Below are 24,455 nucleotides of genomic sequence, written 5' to 3' on the forward strand. Positions count from 1 at the left end.
TACACAAATTTTGTGTATGACTCGAACTCTGTGGGAGCGGGCTTGGCGAAGCGTCGCACCGTCGCGATGGCGATCTAGCATTCAAAAATTACTCGATTAAAAGACCATGTTTTCCGCATTTCACACACCGGAAAGAAATATCAACACTGGCAACCCTGGCCCCCTCCTCTTTTTACCTCCCCGGCAAGCCAAATCCCCTCCGACAGACCCCACTCGCCGCCAACGTCGCCGAAGCTGCCGCTAACGTACTTACCTACAATCAAGCGCACAAAAGCTTCGAACGTGCAGGTATTTTTAACACTTCAAAATCACCGGGGAACATCTGCCCGTCATCTCTGTCCGCTACAAAGAGTGATGTCGGTCACGCACGTCAGAAGAGTGCAAAAACGCGACATTTTTTGTTGATCTCAAGTCCCTCACGCCCTAAAGTTCGCGCCGAACGTCCATGCTGGAAACGATCCATCCGGCTCAAGTACTGACGACGAGACAGCAAGGCCAAGGGAAAGCTGCACATCCCATGGCCTTTTTGCTTTCGGCGACATGCCTTGGGAAGTAGGCGAACCAAAGTGGGGATACGGAGGGCGTTCATGCACCCATTGATTTCACGAGTTTGCCCATAGGAGCTCCCAAGCATGTCGATCCAGGTCGAAGACTATTTCGCGCGCGAAACTTTTCAGAAAATGAAGGCGTTCGCCGACAAGCAAGAAACCCCTTTCGTGGTGATCGACACCGCGATGATCGCCCAGGCCTACGATGACCTGCGCGCCGGTTTCGAATTCGCCAAGGTCTACTACGCGGTGAAGGCCAACCCGGCTGTCGAGATCATCGACCTGCTCAAGGAAAAAGGCTCGAGCTTCGACATCGCCTCGATCTACGAACTGGACAAAGTGCTGGATCGCGGCGTCAGCGCCGACCGCATCAGCTACGGCAACACCATCAAGAAGTCCAAGGACATCCGCTACTTCTACGAGAAGGGCGTGCGCCTGTTCTCCACCGACTCCGAAGCCGACCTGCGCAACATTGCCAAGGCCGCACCGGGTTCGAAGATCTACGTGCGCATCCTCACCGAAGGCTCGACCACGGCTGACTGGCCACTGTCGCGCAAATTCGGCTGCCAGACCGACATGGCCATGGACCTGCTGATCCTCGCCCGCGACCTGGGCCTGGTGCCTTACGGCATCTCGTTCCACGTCGGTTCGCAACAGCGCGACATCAGCGTCTGGGACGCGGCCATCGCCAAGGTCAAGGTGATCTTCGAGCGCCTGAAAGAAGAAGACGGTATCCACCTCAAGCTGATCAACATGGGTGGCGGCTTCCCGGCCAACTACATCACCCGTACCAACAGCCTGGAAACCTACGCCGAGGAAATCATCCGCTTCCTCAAGGAAGACTTCGGTGACGACCTGCCGGAAATCATCCTGGAACCTGGCCGCTCGCTGATCGCCAACGCCGGCATCCTGGTCAGCGAAGTGGTACTGGTGGCCCGTAAATCCCGGACCGCCGTCGAGCGCTGGGTGTACACCGACGTGGGCAAGTTCTCCGGCCTGATCGAAACCATGGACGAAGCCATCAAGTTCCCGATCTGGACCGAGAAAAAAGGCGAGATGGAAGAAGTGGTCATCGCCGGCCCAACGTGCGACAGCGCCGACATCATGTACGAAAACTACAAGTACGGCCTGCCCCTGAACCTGGCCATTGGTGATCGCCTGTACTGGCTGTCGACCGGCGCCTACACCACCAGCTACAGCGCGGTTGAATTCAATGGCTTCCCGCCGCTGAAATCGTTCTACGTATAACGCCGTACCTCTAGGAGCGAGCTTGCTCGCTCCTAGAGGGTTTGAAGTTCGAGTTCGGCTCGGCGGCGGGCGTAATCGTCGGCCATCGAGCGAATGCGTGAATCCGTTGCACTGGCCAGCGCCGGTGCAGCGACGCGCAGGAAATTCAGGTTACCGCCCACCAATGCCTGACGCAGCCAGTCCACGGCGCCATCGACGTTGCCTTCATCGGCCAGCAACGCGGCAAAACTGAACTGCCCACGAAAGTCTCCGCCCTCTGCAGCACGTTGATACCAGTCACGGGCCGCCGGCAGATCCATCGGGCAAAACCGCCCTTCTTCCAGATAACGCCCCAACAGATTCATCGACTTCGCATGGCCGAGTTCGGCTGCCTGCCGGTAGAACCGCAAGGCCTGCACCTGATCCTCGAGCACCCCGCGCCCGGTCGCCAGCAGATTGGCGTAGTTGTACATCGCCCAATCCAGCCCTGCGTCGGCCGCCATCCGATAGTGCCCGGCGGCAATCGCCGCATTCGCTGTACAACCCCAGCCATGTTCATGGCAACGGCCAAGCATGTTGCGCGCCATCAGGTGCCCCTGGCGGGCGGCGATGTCGAACCAGCGCAACGCCAGCGGCTGATCCTGTGCGATGCCCTGCCCATCCAGCAGAATCTGCGCGAGCAGCGCCTGGGCTTCGACAACGCCTTCCCGGGCGGCCATCAGAATTGCCTGGGCCGCACGGGCCGGGCTTTCGTCGAGCATCGCCCTGAGGCGTTCGCCGTCGAGCACTTCCTCGCGGCGCAGTTGAAACGTCATACCTCGACCCAACGGCGCAACAGGTTGTGGTAAGTGCCGGTCAGGCGGATCAGTGAAGGATGCTCGGGCATGTCCTGGGTCAGTTGCTGGATCGCCCCGTCCATCTCGAACAACAGCGCGCGCTGACTGTCTTCGCGTACCAGGCTTTGCGTCCAGAAGAATGAGGCGAATCGCGCACCACGGGTGACGGCATTGACTTTGTGCAGGCTGGTGCCGGGATACAGGACCATGTCGCCGGCCGGCAACTTGATCCGTTGCGCGCCGTAGGTGTCCTGGATTTCCAGCTCCCCGCCGTCGTAATCCTCGGGCTCGCTGAAGAACAGCGTGGAGGACAGGTCAGTGCGCACGCGCTCGACGCTGCCCTTGGGCTGGCGCACGGCGTTGTCGATATGGAAGTCAAAACTGCCGCCCGCCGTGTAACAGTTCACTAACGGAGGAAAGACTTTGTGCGGCAGCGCCGCGGACATGAATTGCGGGTTTTTCCACAGGCGCTCAATCATCGCCTCACCAATTTCCTTGGCGAGTGGATGGCCCTCGGGGAGTTGCAGATTGTGCTTGGCCTTGGCCGACTGATAGCCGGCAGTCATTTTCCCGTCAGCCCAATCGGCCTGCTCCAGAACCTCGCGGATGCGCTGCACTTCGTCTTTGGTGAACAAGCCCTTGATGTGCAGCAACATGGAAACGGTCCTGAAGGCAAAAGGATGGCAATGGTATTGATTCTTATTGTCAGTGTAAAACCCACCAGACGAATGAAACACCAAAAACCGTAAGGGCAAATTGTAAAGAATGTAAATTCAGTGCAAATAGTAACGTTTCGCAATTGATACAAAGACGCGTCTACCCTATATTTCGCGACCTCAAATCCTTGGGGAAGGAAAATTCCGATGTCGCGCCAACAAGCACAATTACCTGTCAGCTCACCGCGTTTGCTCGCTTCTGCGATCGGCATGGCGCTGACCGCCGGCTCTGCGGGCCACATGGCGTTCGCTGCCGAGAAGACCGACGCAAAAGCGTCGAACGGCGCGATTGCCCTGGATGCCACATCCATCACTGGTGAAGCCCAGGACGCGACCAGTTACAACGTCGAAAAAGCCTCTTCGCCCAAGTACACCGCACCGCTGGTCGACACGCCGCGCTCGGTAACCGTCATCCCGCAACAAGTCCTCAAGGACACTGGCGCACTGAACATGCAGGACGCGTTGCGCACCGTTCCAGGTATCACCTTTGGTGCCGGTGAAGGTGGCAACCCACAGGGCGACCGTCCGTTCATCCGCGGCTTCGACGCCCAGGGCGACACCTACCTGGACGGCGTCCGCGACACCGGTTCGCAGAGCCGTGAGATCTTCGCCGTCGAATCCATCGAAGTCAGCAAAGGCCCGAACTCCGCCATTGGGGGTCGTGGTGCGGCTGGCGGCACGATCAACCTGGTGAGCAAAAAGGCCCATCTGGGCAACTCGCTGGATGGCGGCTTCACCTGGGGTTCGGACCAGACCCAGCGTTACACCTTCGATGGCAACTACCAATTCACCGACAGCGCCGCTGGCCGTTTGAACCTGATGAGCCACGAGAGCAATGTCGCCGGTCGTGACCAGGTCGACTATGACCGTTGGGGAGTCGCGCCCTCCCTGGTGTTCGGCCTGGGCACCGACACCCGCGTCAACCTTGATTACTACCACCTGGAAAGTAATGACACGCCGGATTCGGGCATTCCGTATTCGATCCCGACGGCGGGTTCGGCAGCGCGTACCAAGGCCAATCCGGACAAGCCCAATGACGGTGGCGACAGCAGCAACTTCTACGGCTTGGCCGACCGCGATTTCCGCAAAGGCCGTACCGACACCGCGACCTTCGCCATCGAGCACGACCTGACTGACGCGCTGACCATCAAGAACACCCTTCGTCACGGCACCAGCATGCAGGACTACATCCTGACCCAGCCGGATGACAGCCAGGGTAACGTCAACCGTGGCACCGTCTGGCGCCGCGCCAACACCCGCGTCAGCAACACCGAGACCACCACCAACCAGACCGACCTGTTTGGTGACGTCTACATTGCCGGGTTCAAGAACAGCTTCTCCACTGGTCTTGAACTGTCGAACGAAGAATCGCAGAAAAGCAGCTACACCGTCGCCACCGCCACCGGCTTCACCGCCAACGGCGGCAGGACCACCGTCTGCCCTGTGGGCGCCTCGACCGGTTTCAACTGCACCTCGCTGGCCAATCCGAACCCGAACGATCCGTGGAACGGCGCCATCTCGCGCAACTACGCTGGCACCGACACCAAGGCCAACACCTACGCGCTGTACGTGTTCGACACCCTGGAATTGTCCGAGCAGTGGCTGGTCAACATGGGCCTGCGCTACGACCACTTCGACACCGAGTACAAGAGCTACAACGGCGCCGGCGCGACCACCTTCAAAGGTGACGACGTCAGCGAATTCGTGACCGGTCAGTTCGGCGTGGTCTACAAGCCAGCGCCAAATGGCAGCATCTACGCCTCTTATGCGACCTCTGCGACCCCAGCGGGCGCCACCCTCGGCGAAGGCCAGGACGGCAACCCGTTGAGCGGCACGCCGGATCGCAGCGGCAACTTGCTGAGCAGCGACATGGAGCCGGAAACCACCAAGAACTACGAGATCGGTACCAAGTGGGACTTCTTCAATGATCGTCTGTCGCTGACCGCCGACGTGTTCCGCACCGAGAAGGAAAACGCTCGCGTGCAGGTCAACACCACGACCTATGAAAACGCCGGCAAAACTCGCGTGCAGGGCTTCGAACTGTCGGCCAGCGGCAAGCTCACCGACAAATGGCAAATCTTCGCAGGCTACGCCTTCATGGACAGCGAGCAAATTGACGGCGGTGATATGCCGGCCAACAAGGCCAACAACGGCAATGAACTGCCGAACACGCCGAGGAACAGCGCCAGCCTGTGGACGACCTACCAGGTCACGCCGAAGCTGACCATCGGTGGCGGCGCGTTCTATGTCGACGACGTGTTCGGCAGCACCGCCAACACCACCATGGTCGATTCTTACGTTCGCTACGATGCGATGGCCGCCTACAAGCTGACCAAGAACATCGACCTGCAACTGAACGTGCAGAACCTGACCGACGAAACCTACTACGACAAAGCCTTCTCGACCCACTTCGCCAACCAGGCGGCCGGTCGTACGGCGCTGCTGAGTACCAATTTCCACTTCTAAGGGATTGGGAAAAACTGTGGGAGCGAGCCTGCTCGCGATGGACGTGAAAACGCCGCTGTGTGCCAGGCACCCAGCGTAATCGTTGACGACCATCGCGAGCAGGCTCACTCCCACAGGATAAAAGCAGCGAAGCCCTGTTCATCCAGATGAACAGGGCTTTGTTGTGTGAAAACAATGTTTCTCGACAACCCACGGCTTCATAATGCGCGCCGTGATGACTACTTTCGAACGAACAAGGCGAGCGACGTGTTGAAGAAAACCCTGTTCCAGTTGCACTGGTTTTTTGGCATCAGTGCCGGACTGGTCCTGGCCCTGATGGGCATCACCGGGGCGCTGGTGTCGTTTCAGGATGAAATCCTGTACGCCATCAATCCTTCAGTGCTGCAGGTGCACAAGCAGGGTGCCGGCGTACTGCCGCCCGCCGAACTGGTGGCGAAAGTAGAAGCGGCCACAGGCCTTAAAGTCGCGATGCTTTCGGTCAACATCGACAGCGACCTCGCCGCCCGTGCCTTCTTCACCCCGCCGCCGGGCGAGCGTCGCGGCCCCATGCGCATCTTCGACCCTTACACCGGCGAACTGATGGGTGATGCCAGCGGGCAGCAATTCTTCGGCCTGATGCTGCAACTGCACCGCTTCCTCGCCATGGGTGACAGCGGTCGGCAGATCACGGGCGCCTGTACGTTGATCCTGTTGTTCTTCTGCCTGTCCGGCTTGTACCTGCGCTGGCCGCGTCAGTGGAAAAGCTGGCGCGCCTGGCTGACCCTCGATTGGAAGAAAAAAGGTCGCAGCTTCAACTGGGATCTGCATTCGGTGGCGGGCACCTGGTGCCTGGTGTTTTACCTTTTCTCAGCCTTGACCGGGTTGTTCTGGTCCTACGAGTGGTACAGCAAAGGGCTGACGCAGTTGCTCTCTGATTCGCCGCAGAACGAGCGCGTGCGCAACCGGGGTCCAGCGCCCGACGGCCCGGCGCCGGCCGCCGATTATTCGGCCATGTGGAGCAGCATTTACAGCGCCGCCGGCCCTGGCTTGAGCTTCTACAACACTCGCATGCCGCCCGTGGCCGGGCAGCCGGCGACGGTGTTCTACCTGTTGAAAGACTCGCCCCATGACCGCGCCCTGAACCAGATCACCCTGGACCCGGCCACCGGCGTGATCAAACGTCATGACCGCTACAGCGACAAAAGCCTCGGCGGGCAGTTGCTGACCAGTATCTATGCGCTGCACACCGGCAGTTACTTCAGCATCACCGGGCGCATCATCCTGACGATCAGCTCCCTGACCATGCCGCTGTTCTTCGTCACCGGGTGGTTGCTGTACCTGGACCGGCGCCGCAAGAAACGCCAGATCAAAGACGCACGCCAGGGCCTGGCACAACCCTCAGGCAACGCCCCGGCGTGGCTGATCGGTTTCGCCAGCCAGAGCGGGTTTGCCGAGCAACTGGCGTGGCAGACCGCTGGCCAGTTGCAGGCCGCCGGGTTGCCGGTGAACGTCCGGCCGCTGGCCAGCGTCAGCGAACAGGACCTGCAGGATTCCAGCAACGCGCTGTTCGTGGTCAGTACGTTCGGCGAGGGCGATGCGCCGGACAGCGCTCGCGGTTTCGAGCGCAAGGTGCTGGGCCAGGCGTTGAGCCTGGAGCGCTTGAACTACGCGGTACTGGGCCTCGGTGATCGCCAGTATCAGCACTTCTGTGGTTTCGCCCGTCGTCTGCATAACTGGCTGGGCGAGCACGGCGGCAAAAGCCTGTTCACCCCGGTGGAAGTCGACAGCGGCGACCCGTACGCCCTGCGTCACTGGCAGCAGCAACTGGGCCATCTGACCGGACAGGCCCCCGTCGATACCTGGCAGGCACCGAGCTACGACAACTGGACGCTGGTGCGCCGTGACCTGATGAACCCCGACAGCAGCGGCGCGCCGGTGTATCTGTTGGGCCTCAACGCACCGAGCACCAGCAGTTGGCTGGCCGGGGACCTGGTGGAAATGCTGCCACGCAATTGTCCGTGGGCCATCGAGCATTTCCTCGACGGCCTGGGAATCGACGGCCGCGCCAACGTGCACCTCGATGACCTGGCGCAGCCGTTGGAGCAGGCACTCGCCACCCGCCAGCTACCGGAGAACCGTGCGCACCTGGTTGGCCTGCACGCCCAGGCGCTGGTCGACGCACTGGTGCCGCTGGCCATGCGCGAATACTCCATCGCTTCGATTGCCGCCGACGGCGTGCTGGAGCTGATTGTGCGCCAGCAGCTGCACACCGATGGCAGCCTGGGCATCGGCTCCGGCTGGCTGACCGAACACGCCCCGGTGGGCAGCAGCATCAGCCTGCGGGTGCGGCGTAACAGCGGTTTCCATCTGCCGGTCGAACCGGTACCGATGATTTTGCTGGGCAACGGCACGGGCCTGGCCGGCCTGCGCAGTTTGCTCAAGGCACGCATCGCCGACGGGCAACAGCGCCACTGGCTATTGTTCGGCGAGCGCAACCGCGAACACGATTTCCTGTGCCGCGACGAGTTGCAGGAGTGGCTGATTTCAGGCGATCTCGAACGCCTGGACCTGGCGTTCTCACGCGATCAATCCGAGAAAATCTACGTGCAGGACCTGTTGCGCCAGCGCGCCGAAGAGCTGAAAAAATGGCTGGCGGACGGCGCGTCGATCTACATCTGCGGCAGCCTTGAGGGCATGGCCAGTGGTGTGGATCAAGTGCTCAAGGATATGCTGGGTGCTGCCGAGGTCGAGCGGCTGATCGAGCAGGGGCGTTATCGCCGGGACGTCTACTGACAGCGCGAGCGCCATCGCGGGCAAGCCCGCTCCTACAGGAGCGGCGGCGTTCACGTGAATTGTTGCCGCCGCAAAACCACTGTGGGAGCGGGCGTGCCCACGAAGGGGCCATCAAGCCCAACATCATTGGCGCCTGACACTCCGCCATCGCGGGCAAGCCCGCTCCTACAGGAGCGGCGGCGTTCACATGAATTGTTGCCGCCGCAAAACCACTGTGGGAGCGGGCTTGCCCGCGAAGGGGCCATCAAATACAGCATCATTGGCGACTGACACTCCGCCATCGCGGGCAAGCCCGCTCCTACAGAGGAACTGCGCCCATGATTCGGATTGTCAGGCGCTCACCGGTTCCACCGCCAACTCCGCCACTTCCGGGCGTTTGAGCAGCGCATACGCCACTGCCGTCAGCAGGCTTCCCGCGACTATTGCCAGCAGGTACAGCAGCGCATGGTTGATCGCATTGGGGATTGCCAGCACGAACAAACCGCCGTGTGGCGCCATCAGTTTGCAGCCGAAGTACATCGACAACGCCCCAGTCAGCGCACCACCGGCGATGCTGGCCGGGATCACGCGCAGCGGGTCCTTGGCGGCGAAGGGGATTGCGCCTTCGGAGATGAAACACAGCCCCAGCACCAACGCGGCTTTACCGGCTTCGCGCTCGGTCTGGGCGAACTTGCGGCGGGCGAGGAAGGTGGCAATACCCAAGCCAATCGGCGGCACCATGCCGGCGGCCATGGTCGCGGCCATCGGTGCGTAGCTCTGCGAGGCCAGCAACCCCATCGAGAACGCGTAAGCGGCCTTGTTGATCGGTCCGCCCAGATCGACGCACATCATGCCGCCGAGCAATACGCCCAGCAGGATGGCGTTGGTGGTACCCATGCCGTCGAGAAAATCCTTGAGCGCCGCGAGCATCCCGGCCACCGGCGTGCCGACCACGTAGATCATCACCAAACCGGTGAACAGGCTGGCGAACAGCGGAATGATCAGGATCGGTTTCAGCGCTTCCAGGCTCTGCGGCAACGCCAGGTAGCGACTGATCGCCTTGGCAACGTAACCAGCGATGAAACCGGCAATGATCCCGCCGATAAACCCGGCCCCCAGCGTGCTCGCCAACAAGCCGCCGATCATCCCTGGCGCCAGGCCCGGACGGTCGGCAATCGAGTAAGCGATGTAACCGGCCAGCAACGGCACCATCAACGTGAACGCGGTCTCGCCACCGATCTGCATCAACGCAGCGGCAAGGGTGCCCTTCTCCTCGTGCGCGTTGATACCGAACATGTACGACAACGCAATCATCAACCCGCCCGCCACCACCATCGGCAGCATGAACGACACGCCGGTGAGCAGGTGCTTGTAGACGCCGGTCTTTTCCTGCTTGGCAGGTGCCTTGGCCCCGGTGGCCGCGCTTTCCTGCTCGCCTTCGGCCAGTGCCTTGTCCAGGGTCGACTCGGCATGTTTCAAAGCGATACCAGTGCCACAGCGATAAATCTTCTTGCCGGCAAAACGTTCGGTGGCCACTTCAATGTCGCAGGCCAGCAACACCACATCGGCCTCGGCAATCGCCTGGGCGCTGAGTGGGTTGCGAGCGCCGACCGAGCCCTGGGTTTCGATCTGCAAGTCATAGCCCAAACGTTTCGCTGCACTCTGCAACGCCTCGGCGGCCATGAAGGTGTGGGCAACACCGGTCGGGCAAGCGGTGATCGCCACCAGACGCGGAATGCTCTTGGTGACGGGGGCGGGTTCGTTGCCGGCTTCGGGCACCACACAGACTTGAGCCTCCTGCGCACCGCGTCGCAACACCGCCTCGACATCCTGCAACGCTTGCGCAGGGGTACTCTGGAACACGCGTTTGCCGACGAATCGCGAGAGGTCCACCGGCGCGCTGGTCACCAGCAACACCCACTCGGCCGCCTCGATGGTGGCCGCCGACAACTGTCGCTCGGGATGCGCCGCGTCCATCACTTCGACGCTGGTGCTCCAGCCCTGGCGCTGCGCCGCAGCATCGAGCAGACGGGCACACAGCACACTGGTGACCATGCCGTTCGGGCAGGCCGTAACAATGGCTAACTTCATGACATACCCTCTTATTGTTCTGTCAGGGGACGTACGCGTACACCCTGTTCGAGCTGCGCCAACTGCGCCGCATCGCCAATGCCGTAACCGATCTGCGTCACCGCCATCGCGGCAATCGCCGTGGCCGTGCGCAGGGTTTGCTCAGGTGTATCTGCACTGAGCAGGCCGTGCAGCATGCCGGCCAATAGCGAGTCCCCGGCACCGACGGTGCTGGCTACACTGACCTTGGGTGGCGTGGCATGCATGGCCGCGCCGACACTGAACCAGTTCACGCCGTCGGCACCGTGGGAAATCACCACGTGCTCGATGCCCTGGGCATGCAACCGGCTCGCGGCGTCCGCTTGGGCCGCCAGCGACGTCACCTCGCAGCCGAGCACTTCGGCCAACTCTTCGGTATTGGGCTTGATCAACCAAGGGCCGGCCTTGAGCGCCGCTCGCAGCGCATCGCCGCTGGTGTCCAGCGCAACCTTCAAACCGAGTGTTTTCAAGCGCTGGACCAAGCCCCGCAGCCATTCGGGACTGACACCCTTGGGCAGGCTGCCAGCCACCACCACCGCATCATGCCCGGGGGCAATCTGCTCCAGGCGATCGAGCAACGCCTGTTGCGCGGCGGCACTGACCTTGGGTCCCGGGCCATTGATGTCGGTGATGCGCCCGGCGCATTCGGCCACTTTGATATTGCTGCGGGTGGCGCCGGGCACGCGGATGAAAGCGTCGACAAAACCGCGCTTGGCGAACAGGGTTTCGAAAGCTTGCAGATTGTCTTCACCAAGAAATCCGCCGACGGTCAGCTGATGGCCGAGGTCCGCCAGCACCTGTGCCACGTTCACGCCTTTACCGGCGGCGTGGGTGTGCATGTCTTCGCTGCGATTGACCTGACCAGGCTCCAGCCGTGGCAACTGCACCGTCAGGTCCAGCGCCGGGTTGAGGGTCAGGGTGAGAATCCGGGCCATTACAGGGCCTCCACGAGTGTACGTACTTCATTCGCGCTGCCCACGGCCAGCGCCTGGCTGGCGAGGGTTTGCGCCTGGGTCAGGCTGAGTTCGCGCACGCGCGCCTTGACCTCGGCAATGCTGCGCCCGGAGACGCTGAGTTCATCGACGCCCAGGCCGACCAGCACCGGCACCGCCAGCGGGTCTGCCGCCAGCTCGCCGCACACGCCGACCCATTTGCCATGGGCATGGGCCGCGCGCACGGTGATGTCGATCAGTTGCAGCACCGCCGGGTGCAGGCCATCCGCCTGGGCCGACAAGGTCGGATGGCCACGGTCGATGGCCAGGGTGTACTGGGTCAGGTCGTTGGTGCCGACACTGAAAAAGTCCACCTCTTTGGCCAGCACCGGGGCGAGCAACGCCGCAGACGGCACTTCGATCATGATCCCCAGTTGCAGGTCCGCCACCGGAATTTCCAAGCGCAGCCGTTCGGTCATGTCCCGCGCCTGGCGCCACTCTTCGACGCTGCCGACCATCGGGAACATGATACGCAACGGACGATTGTCGGCGGCACGCAACAATGCGCGCAGTTGCGCTTCCATGATCTGCGGGCGCTGTAGGGTCAGGCGTACACCCCGCACGCCGAGGAAGGGGTTTTCTTCCTTGGCGATCGGCCAGTAAGGCAACGGCTTGTCGCCGCCGACATCGAGGGTGCGTACCACCAATGGGCGACCGGCCAGGCCATCGAGGACACGACGGTATTCAGCTTCCTGGGTCGCTTCGTCCGGTGCCTGCGGGTGGGCCATGAAAATCAGTTCGGTGCGCAACAGGCCAACACCTTCGGCGCCCTGCTCCACCGCGCTGCTGACACCGGCACTTTCACCGATATTGGCAAACACTTCGACTGCGTGGCCATCGGTGGTCAGCGCCGGTTGATGACGTTGTTCGGCGGCCGCCTTCAAGCGTTGCTCGCGGCTGTCGCGCTCTTGTGTGGCGCGCTGCAAGGTCGCGGCGTCGGCCTCCACGTGCAAGCGACCGCGCTGGCCATCGAGCAGCAGGGGCGTGCCCGGCGCCAACAGCAATACCGCCGCACCCGCACCGACCAGCGCCGGGATGCCCAGTGCGCGAGCGACAATGGCGCTGTGAGCGGTGGCGCCACCCCGGGCAGTGAGAATGCCAGCAACCCGGGCGGGATCCAGGCGCGCCACGTCGGACGGCCCCACTTCGTCCATCACCAGAATGTACGGCTGATCCGGCTCGCTCGGAGTCTGGATGCCGCACAGTTGTGCCAGCACACGACGACCGATGTCGCGCAAGTCCGCCGCGCGCTCGGCCAGCAGCGCGTCCTGCAACGATTCCTGTTGCTTGGCCGCCGCTTCGATCACGGTCATCCAGGCGGCTTCGGCACTTTCACCTTGCTTGAGACGGGTCTCGACCTCGTCGGTCAATTCAGGGTCGTCGAGCATTTCCTGGTGGGTGACAAAAATCTCGCGAATCGCCTTGGACTGGCTGCGTTCGATCAAGCCGGCGATGTCCTGCCGCACTTGCGCCAACGCCTGTTGCAGCCGCTGGCGCTCAACAGCGGCGGACTCACCCCGCAGCGGATAATCGATGGCTTGCAGCACCTGGATATGTGCCGGGCCAATGGCGATGCCCGGCGCCGCCGGGATGGCCCGGACCACGCTACCGGCCACCGGAGCGAGCAACACTTCGGCAACCTCGACCTCAGGCTGCTGGCTCACAGCCGGCAGCGGTTCGACCTCTTCACCCAGGCCTTCCTCGATGGCCGCCAACAATGCAGGCAATGCATCCGCGGCGATGTTCGGCTGAGCGATCAATTCCAGCACCTGACCGCGACGGGCGCCGAGGCCGAGCAACTTGCTCAGGCTCTTCACCGATACAGCGCTGTCGTGCCCGTCGACCAGGCGTACGCGGATTTCGCCGTCAAAGCTCTTCGCCAGTTGCGCGAGGATCTTCGCCGGACGTGCGTGCAAACCGTGGGCATTGGCCAGGGCAATGCGCGCGCTGGGCCAGTCCGCCGGCAACTCGCCGCCCAGCACTTCGAGAACCTTGCGGCAACTGGTGGCGCGACCCAGTTCATGGCCACGGCCTTCGATCAGCAGCGCGCACAGCCGCTCGAGCAGAGCCTGGTGTGCTTCACCCAGACTGGCCAGGCAGAACAGGCCGTTTAGCGGCTGGCCGAGATAACGCAGGGGCTTGTCCGGTGTAACGAAGGCCAGGCCCGGACGCTTGACCGTTTGCTCACTGTGCAGCCACCACAGGCCATCGCCGAGGGGCAGGGCTTCGACCTGCTGCAACACCGCAGAAAAACCGCTGCTGACGCAATCGGCCTGACGTAACAGACGGGCGCCGCGCCAGACCAGCTCTTCGAAGTCCTCTGCCGGCACCCCCAGGCCGATCATCTGTGCGTCCAGTGCCAGCTCCTGCGGCGCGCCTTGCAGCAGTTTCAACAGGGCTTGAGCAGAAGTGGCGCGACGCAGGGCCTGACCCAGATCGGTCTCACCTAGGGCACGGGTCAACAACTGCAGGAGGCGTAGATGTTCGTCGGACTTGGCCGCGATGCCGATGGCCAGGTAGACCATCTGGCCGTCGCCCCAATCCACACCGTCGGGGAACTGCATCAACCGTACGCCGGTGGAAAACACCTGGTCGCGGGTTTGCGGGGTGCCGTGGGGAATGGCAATGCCCTGGCCAAGAAACGTCGAGCCCTGGGCCTCACGTGCCTGCAGACCGGCGAGATACCCGTCGGCCACCAGGCCATCGGTCACCAGGTGGCCGGCCAGTTGCTCCAGCGCCGAAGACTTGTCCACGGCTGATTGGCCCATGGAAATCTGCTCTATCGTGAGCTCGAGCATGCGTTCTCCTTTTTGGCACCTCGGGGCGCCAGGTATTGTTTTGAATGAGTCAGCTTAAGCGCTTGGTCGCAACTTTTGGCGGTTTCGCGGCAGAACCGGCCAAATGCAACTAATGCGCAGAAAATACGCTTGCTGAAACGTTTAATCTAGTATGTTTGGCACGTTACTCGATTATGCGGTCTCGTTGAAGCACAACCTGTCGGATACGTTGCGACAAAAGCTGCATGCCCGAATCGGGTAGGATTGGCAAAAATGTCGGGCATGCTCGAAAAAAAAGGAAATCCCGGTTTGAAACTCAGTGATATCGCGCAGTTGGCCGGTGTGTCCGTTACCACCGCCAGTTATGTCATCAACGGCAAGGCTGAGCAGCAACGTATCAGCAGCGCCACCGTCGAGCGTGTACGGGCGGTCGTCGAGGCCCACGGCTTTACCCCCAATCCACAGGCAGCCGGGCTGCGCAGCCGGCATACCCGCACCTTGGGTTTCATCCTGCCGGACCTGGAAAACCCCAGTTATGCGCGCATTGCCAAATTGCTCGAACAAGGGGCGCGGGCGCGAGGCTATCAGTTGCTGATTGCCAGCTCCGACGATGAGCCCGAGAGCGAGCGCCAATTGCTGCAATTGTTCCGCGCCCGTCGGTGCGATGCGCTGATCGTCGCCAGTTGCCTGCCGTCCGATGACGACAGTTATCGCCAATTGCAGGCCAAGGGTATTCCGATCATCGCCATCGACCGGGTCATGGCATCTGACGATTTCTGCTCGGTGATCAGCGACGATCGCGAGGCCAGCCTGCATTTGACCCGCAGCCTGCTCGACCCATTGCCCCGGCAGATCGCGCTGATCGGTGCGCGACCGGAGCTGAGCATCAGCCAGGAGCGGGCGGCGGGCTTCAAGGAGGCACTGACCGGTTTCGAAGGCGAAATCCTGATCGAGCAGGGGGAATCGTTCAGCCGCGATTGCGGCCAGCAGTTGATGGAAGAACTGCTCCAGCGCCTGGGGCATTTACCGGATGCGCTGGTGACCACCTCCTACGTGCTGCTGCAAGGCGTGTTCGATGCCTTGCATGACTTCCCGCTCAAAACCCGTCCGCTGCGCCTTGGCACCTTTGGCGACACGCAGTTGCTGGACTTCCTGCCGCTGCCGGTCAATGCCATGGCCCAGCAGCATCAATTGATCGCCGACAAAGCGTTGCAACTAGCCCTGGCCGCCATCGAGCAGTCCGATTACCAGCCGGGCGTACATGCCATTGCGCGAACCTTCAAGCAGCGTATTCGCCAGGATTGAACCGTGGAGCTGATCGACACCCACACCCATCTGGACTTTCCGGACTTCGACCCTGATCGCCAGGCGTTGATCGCCCAAAGCCGCGCTCTGGGCGTGCGCCAGATGGTGGTACTGGGGGTTTATCAAGCCAATTGGCAGCGGGTCTGGGACTTGGTGCAAAGCGACCCGGACCTGCATGCGGCGTTGGGCCTGCACCCGGTGTACCTGGACCAGCATGGCCCGCAGGATCTGCACGAACTGGGTGACTGGCTGGGCCGCCTGGCCAGTCACCGCCAGCTTTGCGCTGTCGGTGAGATCGGCCTGGATTATTTCATCGAGACCCTTGATCGTGAGCGCCAACAGATTCTGTTCGAGGCCCAATTGCAATTGGCCGTCGACTTCAACCTGCCGGCGCTGATTCATGTACGACGCAGTCATGCGGCAGTGATCGCCACGCTCAAGCGCTTCAAACCCCGACGCGCGGGCATCATCCACGCCTTTGCCGGCAGCCGCGAAGAAGCGCGCGAGTACGCAAGGCTCGGTTTCAAATTGGGTCTTGGCGGCGCCGCCACCTGGCCGCAGGCGTTGCGCATGCATCGGGTACTCGCCCAGTTGCCGCTGGAATCGGTAGTGCTGGAAACCGATTCACCCGACATGGCGCCGGCCATGTTTGCCGGCCAGCGCAACAGCCCTGCGCATCTGCCGGCGATCTGCGCGGCGCTGGCGCAGATCATGGCAATCAGCCCAGAGCGCCTGGCCGCGGCCAGCACAGCCAACGCCTGCGAGCTGTTCAACTGGTAGTCAGTCGGCGTGCACCTTCGCGGCTTCCAGAATCAGCGTGATGTGTTGCCGGTGCCTGGCGTATTGCACCACCACGAAGTAAATCAGAATCGCCACCAGCGAGAAGTTGACCTGTTCAACCACGCTGAGTAATCCGATCCATTCCATCACCAGCGCCACCAGCAGAGCGGTGCACACCATCACCAACGTACTGGCACGCAGCATCGCGAGGGAATCCAGGGACTTGATGCGTTTGATTTGCCTGGGGTCGTTCAGCTCCAGCGTTCTGTGGCAGTGCGAACAGGGAAATGCCTCATGGATGGCGATGGCATTGAGCTGCCAGGCTTCGAGTGGGTGGGTGCATCCACAATGGGCGCAATGGCCCTGTATTCCAGTAGTGACGACGGACATAACCGAGCCTCCTCAGGGTAGGTCAGGGTTGTGGATCATCCTTTATTGAAGACCAAAAACCAGAGCCTGGAGAGAAAGCAGATAATACCTACCCGCCGAGGTAACAAATATTACAGACGGCGCCCGAGAATCACCGGAATCTGCGCGATTTTTCCTCTTGCGGGAGCAAGCAGTCTCACTCCCACAAGAGGGGGCTCGGGGTGCGTCAGACCCGAAATGCACTGATCAGTTGCTTGAGTTCCATGACCTGGACCGACAACGCCCGGCTGGCGTCCTCCGTCTGGTGTGCGCCTTCAGCAGTGCGCTCGCCGGCGCGGTTGATCTCGACGATGTTCTGGTCGATGTCGTGGGCGACGGCGGTCTGTTGCTCCACGGCCGCAGCGATCTGCTGGTTCTGATCAACGATCATTCCCACAGCGCCGAGGATGTTTTCCAGCGCCTGCTGAACCTTTTCCGACTGTCCGACCGTGCCGTTGGCCATCTGATGGCTGGTGCCCATGGCTTTCACCGCAGCGCCGACACCGCTGTGCAATTTAGCAATCATCTGTTCGATTTCTTCAGTCGATTGCTGGGTGCGCTTGGCCAAAGTCCGGACCTCGTCCGCCACCACCGCAAACCCACGCCCCTGCTCACCCGCCCTCGCCGCCTCGATAGCCGCGTTGAGCGCCAGCAGATTGGTCTGCTCGGCGATGCTTTTGATCACTTCCAGCACGCTGCTGATGGACTGGCTATCACTGGCCAGTTGGTTGATCACCAGCACCGATTGATCGATCTCGCTGGCCAGCGCAGCGATGCTGCCCTGTTGTGATTCCACCAGGCCGCGCCCGTTGATGGTTTCGTCATTGACGCTGTGGGCGCTACTGACTGCCGCAGCCGCACTGCGCGCCACTTCCTGGGAGGTGGCCGACATCTGGTTCATTGCCGTCGCCACCTGCTCGATCTGCGTGCGCTGCCCCGCCACCGCCTGGTTGCTCTGGGCCGAGACATTCTCGACCTGACCGGCCTGCCGCTCGACCTCTGCCACGGTGTGGCCAACGCGCTCGATCAGGTCATGGATTTTTTTCACCGTGCCGTTGAACACCTCACCCAACTCGCCCAGCTCATCACGGCTGTTGGCGTTGAAGGTGACGGTCATATCGCCGGCCGCCACCTTGTCCATCATCGCGCCGAGCCGCTTGAGGGTCGTGCGGGTCGAGGCGTAGAAACCGCCGTAGAGGTAAAAAATCAGCACAAACACCACCGACAGCGCGATGGCCTGCAGCAACATGTGGGTGCGGTTTTGGCTGAGGCGCTGTTGCAACTGGGTATCGAGAAATTTCAGCGTGGCTTCATTGAGCTGATAAGTCTGGTCCATCAAGCCGGTGACTTGATCGTAGAAAGCCTGCCATGGCGCATCCAGGGTGTCGGCCATCACCACCTGCTCCTCGAACAGTTCACTGGCCTTTTTCAGCGACGCTTTGCTGGCCTCCGCCCGGGTCGCCAGTGTTTCGCGCGCGACCTTGCTCGAACCCAATGCGTCCTGGAGCTTCAGGCTGTATTCGGCTTGCAGTTTTTCGATCTGCGCAAGCAACTCGTCGAAGCGTGTGCTCGACGACGAATTGAGAAAGCCCTGTCCCAGGGAATAGGACCCCATGGCGCGCCCATCGCCTAGCATCTGGGTGACCGGCGGTGTGATGTTGGTAACGAGCTCGGTGAGCTGACGCATGTCGCTCTGGCTGTCACGACTCAGACCCGCCTGGCTGGCGACGATCTGGCTGAAAATCTGGGCATTGCCCAGCAGTTTTCCGATCAGCGCACTTTTGCTCTGCAGCGAATTTTCCGTCTGCTGAGCCTTTAACGCACTGATCATTTCATCGCGTTTACCATCGAACACGGCGATCTGTTCCGGATCGGTCGTCATCGCCGTCAGCCCTTGCAGGCGCGTCAGCAAATTCTGTTCGAGTGCGGTGATTTTCGATTCGACATGACCGGCTTTGCCTGCCTGGCCCAGGACGACGTTGATCTGCACCAGGTTGTTCAGCGTTTCCAGGTCGCGGCGCAGAGTCAGGCTGCTGCCCAGCAGATCGAGGCTCTGCAACTCCACCTGCGTGCCCTGGAACTCACGATACGAATCGCGCACCAGATAGAAGTTGGTCACCAGCATCGGCACCAGGAACAGAATGCTGATCAGGCTGAACTTCATGCCGAAGCTCAAGCGATTCATTAGCGCGACAGCGGGATAGAGCAAGCTCTTCACTGGAAGTCCCCCGTTGATTTTTTATTGTTATTGGCCGGCGCACGTCGACAGCAGATAGCCACCATTGAGTGCTGTCGTTGTATAACTCAAATCGACGGGGGGTTTTGTAACTTAAAGTTAACGGGGGCAGCCGCGGATCTGTAGCCGCAGGGAAGAACCGCGGCTACAGGAATGCGTTCAGGGAAGGACCGTCCACAGGGCAAAATCGGCGTACCAGAGCACCGCGGCCCGCAGTAGCAGCTCCCAGATCCGGTCGAGGCTATTGATGCCATCGGGCCCGGCTACCGGCGCGGGGATTTCACCGGCCACCAGTCCGATTTTCTCGATCAGTTGAGCGGCGCTGATGTTCCAGTTCAACAGTTCGTGGAGCATGACCCGGCTCACTGCGACAAAATTGCCAACCAAGGCAAAACTGGCGGCCAGCAGGCGCACCGGCACCCAGTCGAAGGCGTGTCGCAACTGCGCCGCACACTCAACCACCGTCGGATTTTGCCCATGCTCCTCGGCAAGGGCCAACAGGCGATAACTCAGCGCTGCCACCGGCCCCAGTAGGAAATACCAGAAGATCACCGCAAAAAAGCTCTGGTAGGCCTGCCACAGCAGGTGCCCCTGGACACGCTCCAGCAGTTGCTCGCCACTGTCGGCGCAGATATCGAGATCGCGCTTGGCAACATGCGCCGCAGCCTGCAAATCCTCGCGGCGCCAGGCATCGCGAAACGGCCCGAGACCACCCAGCAAATCACCACGCCCCAAGCTGTAAATCACCACCAGCAAATGCACCGGCAGCGCCAGCAGTCCGTAGGCGACCGGGTCCAGTACCACCAGCAACAGCCCCAGCAGGGCCACCGGCAACAACACCAGGATCAGCAGCACCCACCACGGGTGATTGACCAGGCGCGGGCTGGCCTCCAGCTTGTGCAGTTCACGTACCCAACCGCCGTCACGCTGAATTTGATGGCGCAGGGCCGAGAATTTCTCGATCCACACTGCCAACAGCAACACCAGAAAACTCATCGTTGTTCCTCTTTGGCCAGGGCTGCGCGATAACGACTCCAGTCAAACGCCGGCCCCGGATCAGTCTTGCGCCCGGGAGCAATGTCGCTATGCCCGCAGATACGCTGCGTGGTGATGGCCGGGAAGGCGTCCTGCAACTGCAACGTCAATGCAGTCAATGCCTCGTATTGAGCGTCGGTGAAAGGCAGATCATCGGTGCCTTCCAGCTCGATGCCCACGGAAAAATCGTTACAGGTTTCCCGGCCTTCGAAACACGAAACACCGGCATGCCAGGCGCGTTCCAGGCACGACACGAATTGGGTGACAGTACCGTCTCGCTCAATCAGGAAGTGGGCCGACACCCGCAGTTCGGCGATCCCCTCAAAGTAGGGATGCTCTGTGACATCCAGCCGATTCTGGAAGAATTCCTGCACCTTGCCGGTGGCGAATTGCGCCGGCGGCAAGCTGATGTTGTGGATCACCAGCAGGGAGATTTCGCCCGAGGGGCGCGCATTGAAGTTGGGTGAAGGGCAAACATTCACGCCCTGGCACCAACCGCTCGCGGGGTCCAACTGCATACCGTTTCCTTCGACGTCGACTGTGTTGGCACCCAGTATGCCGCGATAGCCCCCCGTCACGCGATCACTTGCCGCGATTGAGACGCTGCAGATTATCGATCACCGACTCCAGGGCCCGATCGAACAGCAAGGTGTCATCGAGGATTCGCACGGTATGGCGGCGTATATCCAGTGCCAGGCTTTCACGGCTGCGCTCGCGCACCTTCATCCCGGTGCGATCCACGAAAATGTACTTGCCCGTGGTGTCGATGATTGCCGCCAGCTTGCAACGCAGGGTGTTTTCCTCTTCTTCCTGAAACTCTACCCAGCCCCCCACCTGCAGCCGATCAATCTGAAGCAGGCTCTCATCGTCCGCCGCCGAACCTGTATCGACCGGCCCCTCATCGGCGTTGTGCAACTGGATTTGCTCCTGCACCTGCACCATCACCGGCGCCTCGGCCTCGGGGGCTTTTTGTTCGAACGCCTGGACGTGCAGGCTTTCCAGCTCACTGAAAAACTCGGCCGTGGCAAACGGATCGAACGCCGACCGGTTCAACCCCTCGCGCAGCGCCTTGAGCAACCCGGGCACCAGTTCCAGCAGCCGTAGCTCACTGTCGGGCTCGTCATGACGCTGCACGCTCCAGACCAATTGCTCCAGGGTCTGTACATCGGCTCGCCACTGCTCGGACTGGTCACCGTGCTTGAGGCACGTCAACAGCAAGACCTGGCTCCAGGCTTGCTGAACAAACGCCAGTACTTGCCTGGGTAGCACTTTACCCAGCAGCACCGCGTTCAATGCCTGCTCAACTTGCTGGCCGGCCAACTCGGCTCTCGCACGGCCCTCTTCGGCGTCGCGGGTGCGTTGCTCCAACAGGTCGCTGCGGCGGCGTTCGTCGCTGGTGAAAGCCAGGAATTCGGCCAACAGATCGGAAAAGATCGCCGGATCGTCGACAAAGTCGCTCAACAGGCGTTGCACGACTTGTTCGATACGCAGGTACAAGCTGTCGCGCTGATGATCGTCGCAATCGCCCCAGCCCATGGCGGCGGCGGCGATTTCGTTGAGCAGGCGCCGAGCCGGGTGACAGCCCCGACTGAAGAAACTCTTGTCCAGCACCGCTACCTTGAGCATCGGAATCTGCAGGCGACCAATCAGCGCTTTCAGCGAATCCGGCAAGTTGCGGTCATCGAGGATGCATTCGAACAACATCGTGATCAGGTTGATCACGTCTTCATCGGCGACACCCACCACTCGCGACTTGCCGCTTTTGAGGCTGACCCGGGTCAACAGCTGTTCGAGCTGGTTGCGAAGGTCGAAGTCATCCTGCACCGCAGGCGGCGGCACGTATTGCTGCAGATGCGAGAGCAGACGCAACAGGTCGCGGGTGGAAATCGGCTGAGCCGGCGCACTGACCTCCAGGGTCGGCGCAATTCGGCCACGCATGTGAAGCAGCAGCTCTTGCAGGGCGGCGAACACTTCCTGAACATCCTGATCGAGCGGCGCACTGGCTTCGGTGGTTTCGGCCTGGACACTGGCCTGCGCACGATCGAGCGCGCGCCGCGCAGGGGCGGACTTGAGATCGGGCAAGATGCCGGTGGCGATCAGCAGCTGGTTGGCTTCGGCGTAGAGTTGGTCGGCGTCGTTGAGCACATAACGCTCGAAAAGCTTGAGGATGATCAACTTGACCTTGATCTCCAACCCAAGATTGCGTGCCGCCTGCATGAAATACTCGCAAAGCATCGCAGGTCCCAACGGATTGTCTGCGGTCACCAATTTCTTGCCGATCAGGGTGCTGAGCCTGGCGGTCAGCTGGTCCAGCGCAAAACCGTCGCGGTTCAGCACCTTGTTGACCATGGCCTCTACCGCCAGGCTGCGCTCCAGCTCATCGCCAGAGAGCGGCGTTACCACGCCGAGGGCAGCAGGGGCCGCGATCGCCGCTTCGCTGTAGCGGGTGAGACTGACAAACGCCTCCAGCACCTGCTCAAGAAAAACCCGTTCGATATTTTTGCGCTTGAGTCGCAAGTCGCGCATGGCCTGGAAGAAGATGTTCTGTTCAACGTCCCCACGCGCACGGTCGGACATTTCGAACAACATATCATCGGCATTATCGAACAGCGTCTGCATGCCGTGCCTGAGCTGGAGTACCGCCTTGTCGCGAACCTGCAGCAGAATCACGGGCACACGGGCGAGCGGCGACAATGTTGCCGAATCGGTAGTCACCTTGCGCAAAGGCACTACATTCCCATCGTTGTGCATCCCGCTCTCCTGTGGGCGTCAAAGTCATGGCGCCAAATGCAAGGCGCATTATCTTGTAAAAGAGGGCTCCAGTGCCAGCAAACTCTCTACAGACCGCAAGCAGGCACTCCAGATGGACCATCGATGGCGGCGAATGATTCACGGAAACCGAGAAAATGACGCCTTCGGAGCGACACAAGGGCGTCACACGCCTTGGGTGCGTTGCGCCAAGGCCCTATACTCGGGCCACTTTGTTTGTGGAGTCCGTTATGCCCAATCTTCGTCTCGCCGATCTCACCGCCGAAATCGAAGCCAACGTACGCCGTGCGTTGCTCGAAGATGTGGGCAGCGGCGACATCACCGCGCAACTCATCCCGGCTGAACGCCTGGCCAAAGCCACCATCATTACCCGCGACGCGGCTGTCATTGCCGGCGCCGCTTGGGTAGACGCGGTGTTCCGCCAGCTGGACCCGCGTGTTGCGGTGCATTGGCAGGTGCGAGACGGCGAACGGGTCCAGCCCAACCAGGCCCTGTTCCACCTCGAAGGCCCTGCTCGCTCGTTGTTGACGGGCGAACGCAGCGCCCTGAATTTCCTGCAAATGCTCTCCGGCGTGGCCACTCGCGCTCAATACCTGGCAGATTTCGTGTCTGAAACCCAGGTAAAGCTGCTCGACACGCGCAAAACCCTGCCAGGGCTACGCCTGGCGCAAAAGTACGCCGTCACCTGCGGCGGCTGCCACAACCACCGCATCGGCCTCTACGACGCTTTCCTGATCAAGGAAAACCACATCGCCGCGTGCGGTGGCATCGCCGAGGCGATCAGCGCTGCGCACAAGATTGCGCCGGGCAAACCGGTGGAGATCGAGGTGGAAAGCCTGGCAGAGCTCAAGGAAGCACTGGCGGCCGGCGCCGACATCATCATGCTCGACGAGCTGAACCTGGATGACATGCGCGAAGCCGTGCGACTCAATGGCGGCAAGGCGAAGCTGGAGGCCAGCGGCGGAATCAACGAATCGACATTGCTGCCGATTGCGCAGACCGGGGTGGATTACATTTCCATTGGTGCAATGACCAAGGATGTGAAAGCAGTCGATCTGTCGATGCGCTTGAGTTTGTAACCCAGCGATTAGCCGCAAGCCGCAAGCCCAGGCAGGGTCACTTGCCGCTTGAGGCTCGCCGCTTGAAGCTCTCGTCAAACGACGAGATTATTCATCTCGCAGTACTCTTCCCACTCGACGCCCAACACTTCGGCCGCTTCCTTGTGCAGGGCCAGGCGCGTCGCCTCGAATTCCTCCGGGCTCGAGGTGTACTTGAGCGTCAGCTCCCACGGTTGCAAGCCCTGGGCTTCCGCCTCATCCTCGAACGCCCACTGGATCTGGTCTTTCTGATCATCAGCGGGCAGATCCTTGATCTCGTCGGCCAATTGCGGGGATTCAAGCAGGTACTTTTTCAGCGCTTCTTCGTGCCGGGCTTCCTGGCTCAATGCTGTTACGGTCATGTCGTTCTCGCTGATCGATGGAATGGAAGATGGATCTGGAT

The 24,455-nt window shown here is 61.3% G+C and carries 17 protein-coding genes and 1 pseudogene; 6 read left to right on the forward strand and 12 right to left on the reverse strand.

The window, feature by feature from the left end:
* Positions 1–632 precede the first annotated feature (632 nt).
* The gene (locus AB4O36_RS22365) at positions 633–1,796 is read left to right on the forward strand and encodes a type III PLP-dependent enzyme (RefSeq protein WP_460140292.1); all 1,164 of its coding nucleotides are present in this window, start codon (positions 633–635) and stop codon (positions 1,794–1,796) included.
* A 32-nt stretch (positions 1,797–1,828) separates the two neighbouring features.
* On the opposite strand, the gene AB4O36_RS22370 is transcribed toward AB4O36_RS22365, so the two are convergent.
* Both AB4O36_RS22370 and AB4O36_RS22375 read right to left on the reverse strand, forming a co-directional pair.
* Positions 1,829–2,590, reverse strand: coding sequence for a tetratricopeptide repeat protein (locus tag AB4O36_RS22370; RefSeq protein ID WP_460140293.1), 762 nt, complete (start codon positions 2,588–2,590; stop codon positions 1,829–1,831).
* A complete protein-coding gene (locus tag AB4O36_RS22375) occupies positions 2,587–3,267 on the reverse strand; it encodes a Fe2+-dependent dioxygenase (protein WP_460140294.1) in 681 nt (226 codons plus the stop codon). Before AB4O36_RS22375 ends, AB4O36_RS22370 begins: the two co-directional genes overlap by 4 nt.
* Before the next feature lie 207 nt (positions 3,268–3,474).
* Between AB4O36_RS22375 and AB4O36_RS22380 the strand changes: the two genes are divergently transcribed.
* Both AB4O36_RS22380 and AB4O36_RS22385 read left to right on the forward strand, forming a co-directional pair.
* A complete protein-coding gene (locus AB4O36_RS22380; RefSeq protein WP_460140295.1) occupies positions 3,475–5,793 on the forward strand; it encodes a TonB-dependent receptor in 2,319 nt (772 codons plus the stop codon).
* 246 nt (positions 5,794–6,039) lie between these two features.
* Complete coding sequence (locus tag AB4O36_RS22385; protein WP_460140296.1) at positions 6,040–8,565, forward strand: PepSY domain-containing protein; 2,526 nt, start codon at positions 6,040–6,042, stop codon at positions 8,563–8,565.
* 330 nt (positions 8,566–8,895) lie between these two features.
* On the opposite strand, the gene AB4O36_RS22390 is transcribed toward AB4O36_RS22385, so the two are convergent.
* From AB4O36_RS22390 to ptsP, 3 genes are read right to left on the reverse strand one after another with little or no spacing between them, the layout of a single operon-like run.
* Positions 8,896–10,635 (reverse strand): PTS fructose-like transporter subunit IIB, encoded by a 1,740-nt coding sequence (locus AB4O36_RS22390; protein ID WP_460140297.1) that lies wholly within the window; start codon positions 10,633–10,635, stop codon positions 8,896–8,898.
* Positions 10,636–10,646: 11 nt separating this feature from the next.
* Positions 10,647–11,588, reverse strand: a complete 942-nt coding sequence (gene pfkB, locus AB4O36_RS22395; protein ID WP_460140298.1) for a 1-phosphofructokinase — start codon at positions 11,586–11,588, stop codon at positions 10,647–10,649.
* Positions 11,588–14,443, reverse strand: coding sequence for a phosphoenolpyruvate--protein phosphotransferase (gene ptsP / locus AB4O36_RS22400; protein ID WP_460140299.1), 2,856 nt, complete (start codon positions 14,441–14,443; stop codon positions 11,588–11,590). Before ptsP ends, pfkB begins: the two co-directional genes overlap by 1 nt.
* Before the next feature lie 288 nt (positions 14,444–14,731).
* Here ptsP and cra point away from each other — a divergent pair, with 288 nt between their 5' ends.
* Complete coding sequence (gene cra / locus AB4O36_RS22405; RefSeq protein WP_460118212.1) at positions 14,732–15,727, forward strand: catabolite repressor/activator; 996 nt, start codon at positions 14,732–14,734, stop codon at positions 15,725–15,727.
* Between the two features lie 3 nt (positions 15,728–15,730).
* Positions 15,731–16,507, forward strand: coding sequence for a TatD family hydrolase (locus tag AB4O36_RS22410; protein ID WP_460140300.1), 777 nt, complete (start codon positions 15,731–15,733; stop codon positions 16,505–16,507).
* On the opposite strand, the gene AB4O36_RS22415 is transcribed toward AB4O36_RS22410, so the two are convergent.
* The 6 genes and pseudogenes from AB4O36_RS22415 to AB4O36_RS22440 all read right to left on the reverse strand — a co-directional run bounded on the left by AB4O36_RS22415 (position 16,508) and on the right by AB4O36_RS22440 (position 22,937).
* Positions 16,508–16,897, reverse strand: a complete 390-nt coding sequence (locus tag AB4O36_RS22415; protein WP_460118216.1) for a hypothetical protein — start codon at positions 16,895–16,897, stop codon at positions 16,508–16,510. It abuts the gene before it with no gap.
* Between the two features lie 205 nt (positions 16,898–17,102).
* On the reverse strand, positions 17,103–18,032 hold the full coding sequence (locus tag AB4O36_RS22420; protein ID WP_460126819.1) for a methyl-accepting chemotaxis protein: 930 nt from the start codon (positions 18,030–18,032) through the stop codon (positions 17,103–17,105).
* Positions 18,009–19,100: pseudogene (locus AB4O36_RS22425) on the reverse strand (methyl-accepting chemotaxis protein); the annotation flags it as partial. The pseudogene AB4O36_RS22425 and the gene AB4O36_RS22420, both read right to left, overlap by 24 nt.
* 210 nt (positions 19,101–19,310) lie before the next feature.
* Positions 19,311–20,147, reverse strand: a complete 837-nt coding sequence (gene ampE, locus AB4O36_RS22430; RefSeq protein WP_460140301.1) for a regulatory signaling modulator protein AmpE — start codon at positions 20,145–20,147, stop codon at positions 19,311–19,313.
* Positions 20,144–20,704, reverse strand: coding sequence for a 1,6-anhydro-N-acetylmuramyl-L-alanine amidase AmpD (ampD, locus tag AB4O36_RS22435; protein WP_460118220.1), 561 nt, complete (start codon positions 20,702–20,704; stop codon positions 20,144–20,146). The genes ampE and ampD overlap by 4 nt, the downstream gene beginning before the upstream one ends.
* Before the next feature lie 64 nt (positions 20,705–20,768).
* Positions 20,769–22,937: a DUF1631 domain-containing protein gene (locus AB4O36_RS22440; RefSeq protein WP_460140302.1), complete on the reverse strand. Its 2,169-nt coding sequence runs from the start codon at positions 22,935–22,937 to the stop codon at positions 20,769–20,771.
* Positions 22,938–23,185: 248 nt separating this feature from the next.
* Here AB4O36_RS22440 and nadC point away from each other — a divergent pair, with 248 nt between their 5' ends.
* Positions 23,186–24,034: a carboxylating nicotinate-nucleotide diphosphorylase gene (gene nadC / locus AB4O36_RS22445; protein ID WP_460140303.1), complete on the forward strand. Its 849-nt coding sequence runs from the start codon at positions 23,186–23,188 to the stop codon at positions 24,032–24,034.
* 74 nt (positions 24,035–24,108) lie between these two features.
* Here nadC and AB4O36_RS22450 read toward each other — a convergent pair whose 3' ends face one another.
* On the reverse strand, positions 24,109–24,414 hold the full coding sequence (locus AB4O36_RS22450; RefSeq protein ID WP_460118226.1) for a DUF6388 family protein: 306 nt from the start codon (positions 24,412–24,414) through the stop codon (positions 24,109–24,111).
* Positions 24,415–24,455: the final 41 nt, after the last annotated feature.

The sequence above is a fragment of the Pseudomonas sp. S2_E01 genome, from assembly GCF_054668365.1.

What these genes read in the sequence shown, in the direction of transcription:
- AB4O36_RS22380 (WP_460140295.1), top strand. Translation starts at nt 3,475, where the DNA reads ATGTCGCGCCAACAAGCACAATTACCTGTCAGCTCACCGCGTTTGCTC.
- AB4O36_RS22390 (WP_460140297.1), bottom strand. Translation starts at nt 10,635, where the DNA reads ATGAAGTTAGCCATTGTTACGGCCTGCCCGAACGGCATGGTCACCAGT.
- AB4O36_RS22440 (WP_460140302.1), bottom strand. Translation starts at nt 22,937, where the DNA reads ATGCACAACGATGGGAATGTAGTGCCTTTGCGCAAGGTGACTACCGAT.
- AB4O36_RS22370 (WP_460140293.1), bottom strand. Translation starts at nt 2,590, where the DNA reads ATGACGTTTCAACTGCGCCGCGAGGAAGTGCTCGACGGCGAACGCCTC.
- ampD (WP_460118220.1), bottom strand. Translation starts at nt 20,704, where the DNA reads ATGCAGTTGGACCCCGCGAGCGGTTGGTGCCAGGGCGTGAATGTTTGC.
- pfkB (WP_460140298.1), bottom strand. Translation starts at nt 11,588, where the DNA reads ATGGCCCGGATTCTCACCCTGACCCTCAACCCGGCGCTGGACCTGACG.
- AB4O36_RS22420 (WP_460126819.1), bottom strand. Translation starts at nt 18,032, where the DNA reads ATGACCGTCACCTTCAACGCCAACAGCCGTGATGAGCTGGGCGAGTTG.
- AB4O36_RS22450 (WP_460118226.1), bottom strand. Translation starts at nt 24,414, where the DNA reads ATGACCGTAACAGCATTGAGCCAGGAAGCCCGGCACGAAGAAGCGCTG.
- AB4O36_RS22375 (WP_460140294.1), bottom strand. Translation starts at nt 3,267, where the DNA reads ATGTTGCTGCACATCAAGGGCTTGTTCACCAAAGACGAAGTGCAGCGC.
- ptsP (WP_460140299.1), bottom strand. Translation starts at nt 14,443, where the DNA reads ATGCTCGAGCTCACGATAGAGCAGATTTCCATGGGCCAATCAGCCGTG.
- AB4O36_RS22415 (WP_460118216.1), bottom strand. Translation starts at nt 16,897, where the DNA reads ATGTCCGTCGTCACTACTGGAATACAGGGCCATTGCGCCCATTGTGGA.
- ampE (WP_460140301.1), bottom strand. Translation starts at nt 20,147, where the DNA reads ATGAGTTTTCTGGTGTTGCTGTTGGCAGTGTGGATCGAGAAATTCTCG.
- AB4O36_RS22365 (WP_460140292.1), top strand. Translation starts at nt 633, where the DNA reads ATGTCGATCCAGGTCGAAGACTATTTCGCGCGCGAAACTTTTCAGAAA.
- nadC (WP_460140303.1), top strand. Translation starts at nt 23,186, where the DNA reads ATGCCCAATCTTCGTCTCGCCGATCTCACCGCCGAAATCGAAGCCAAC.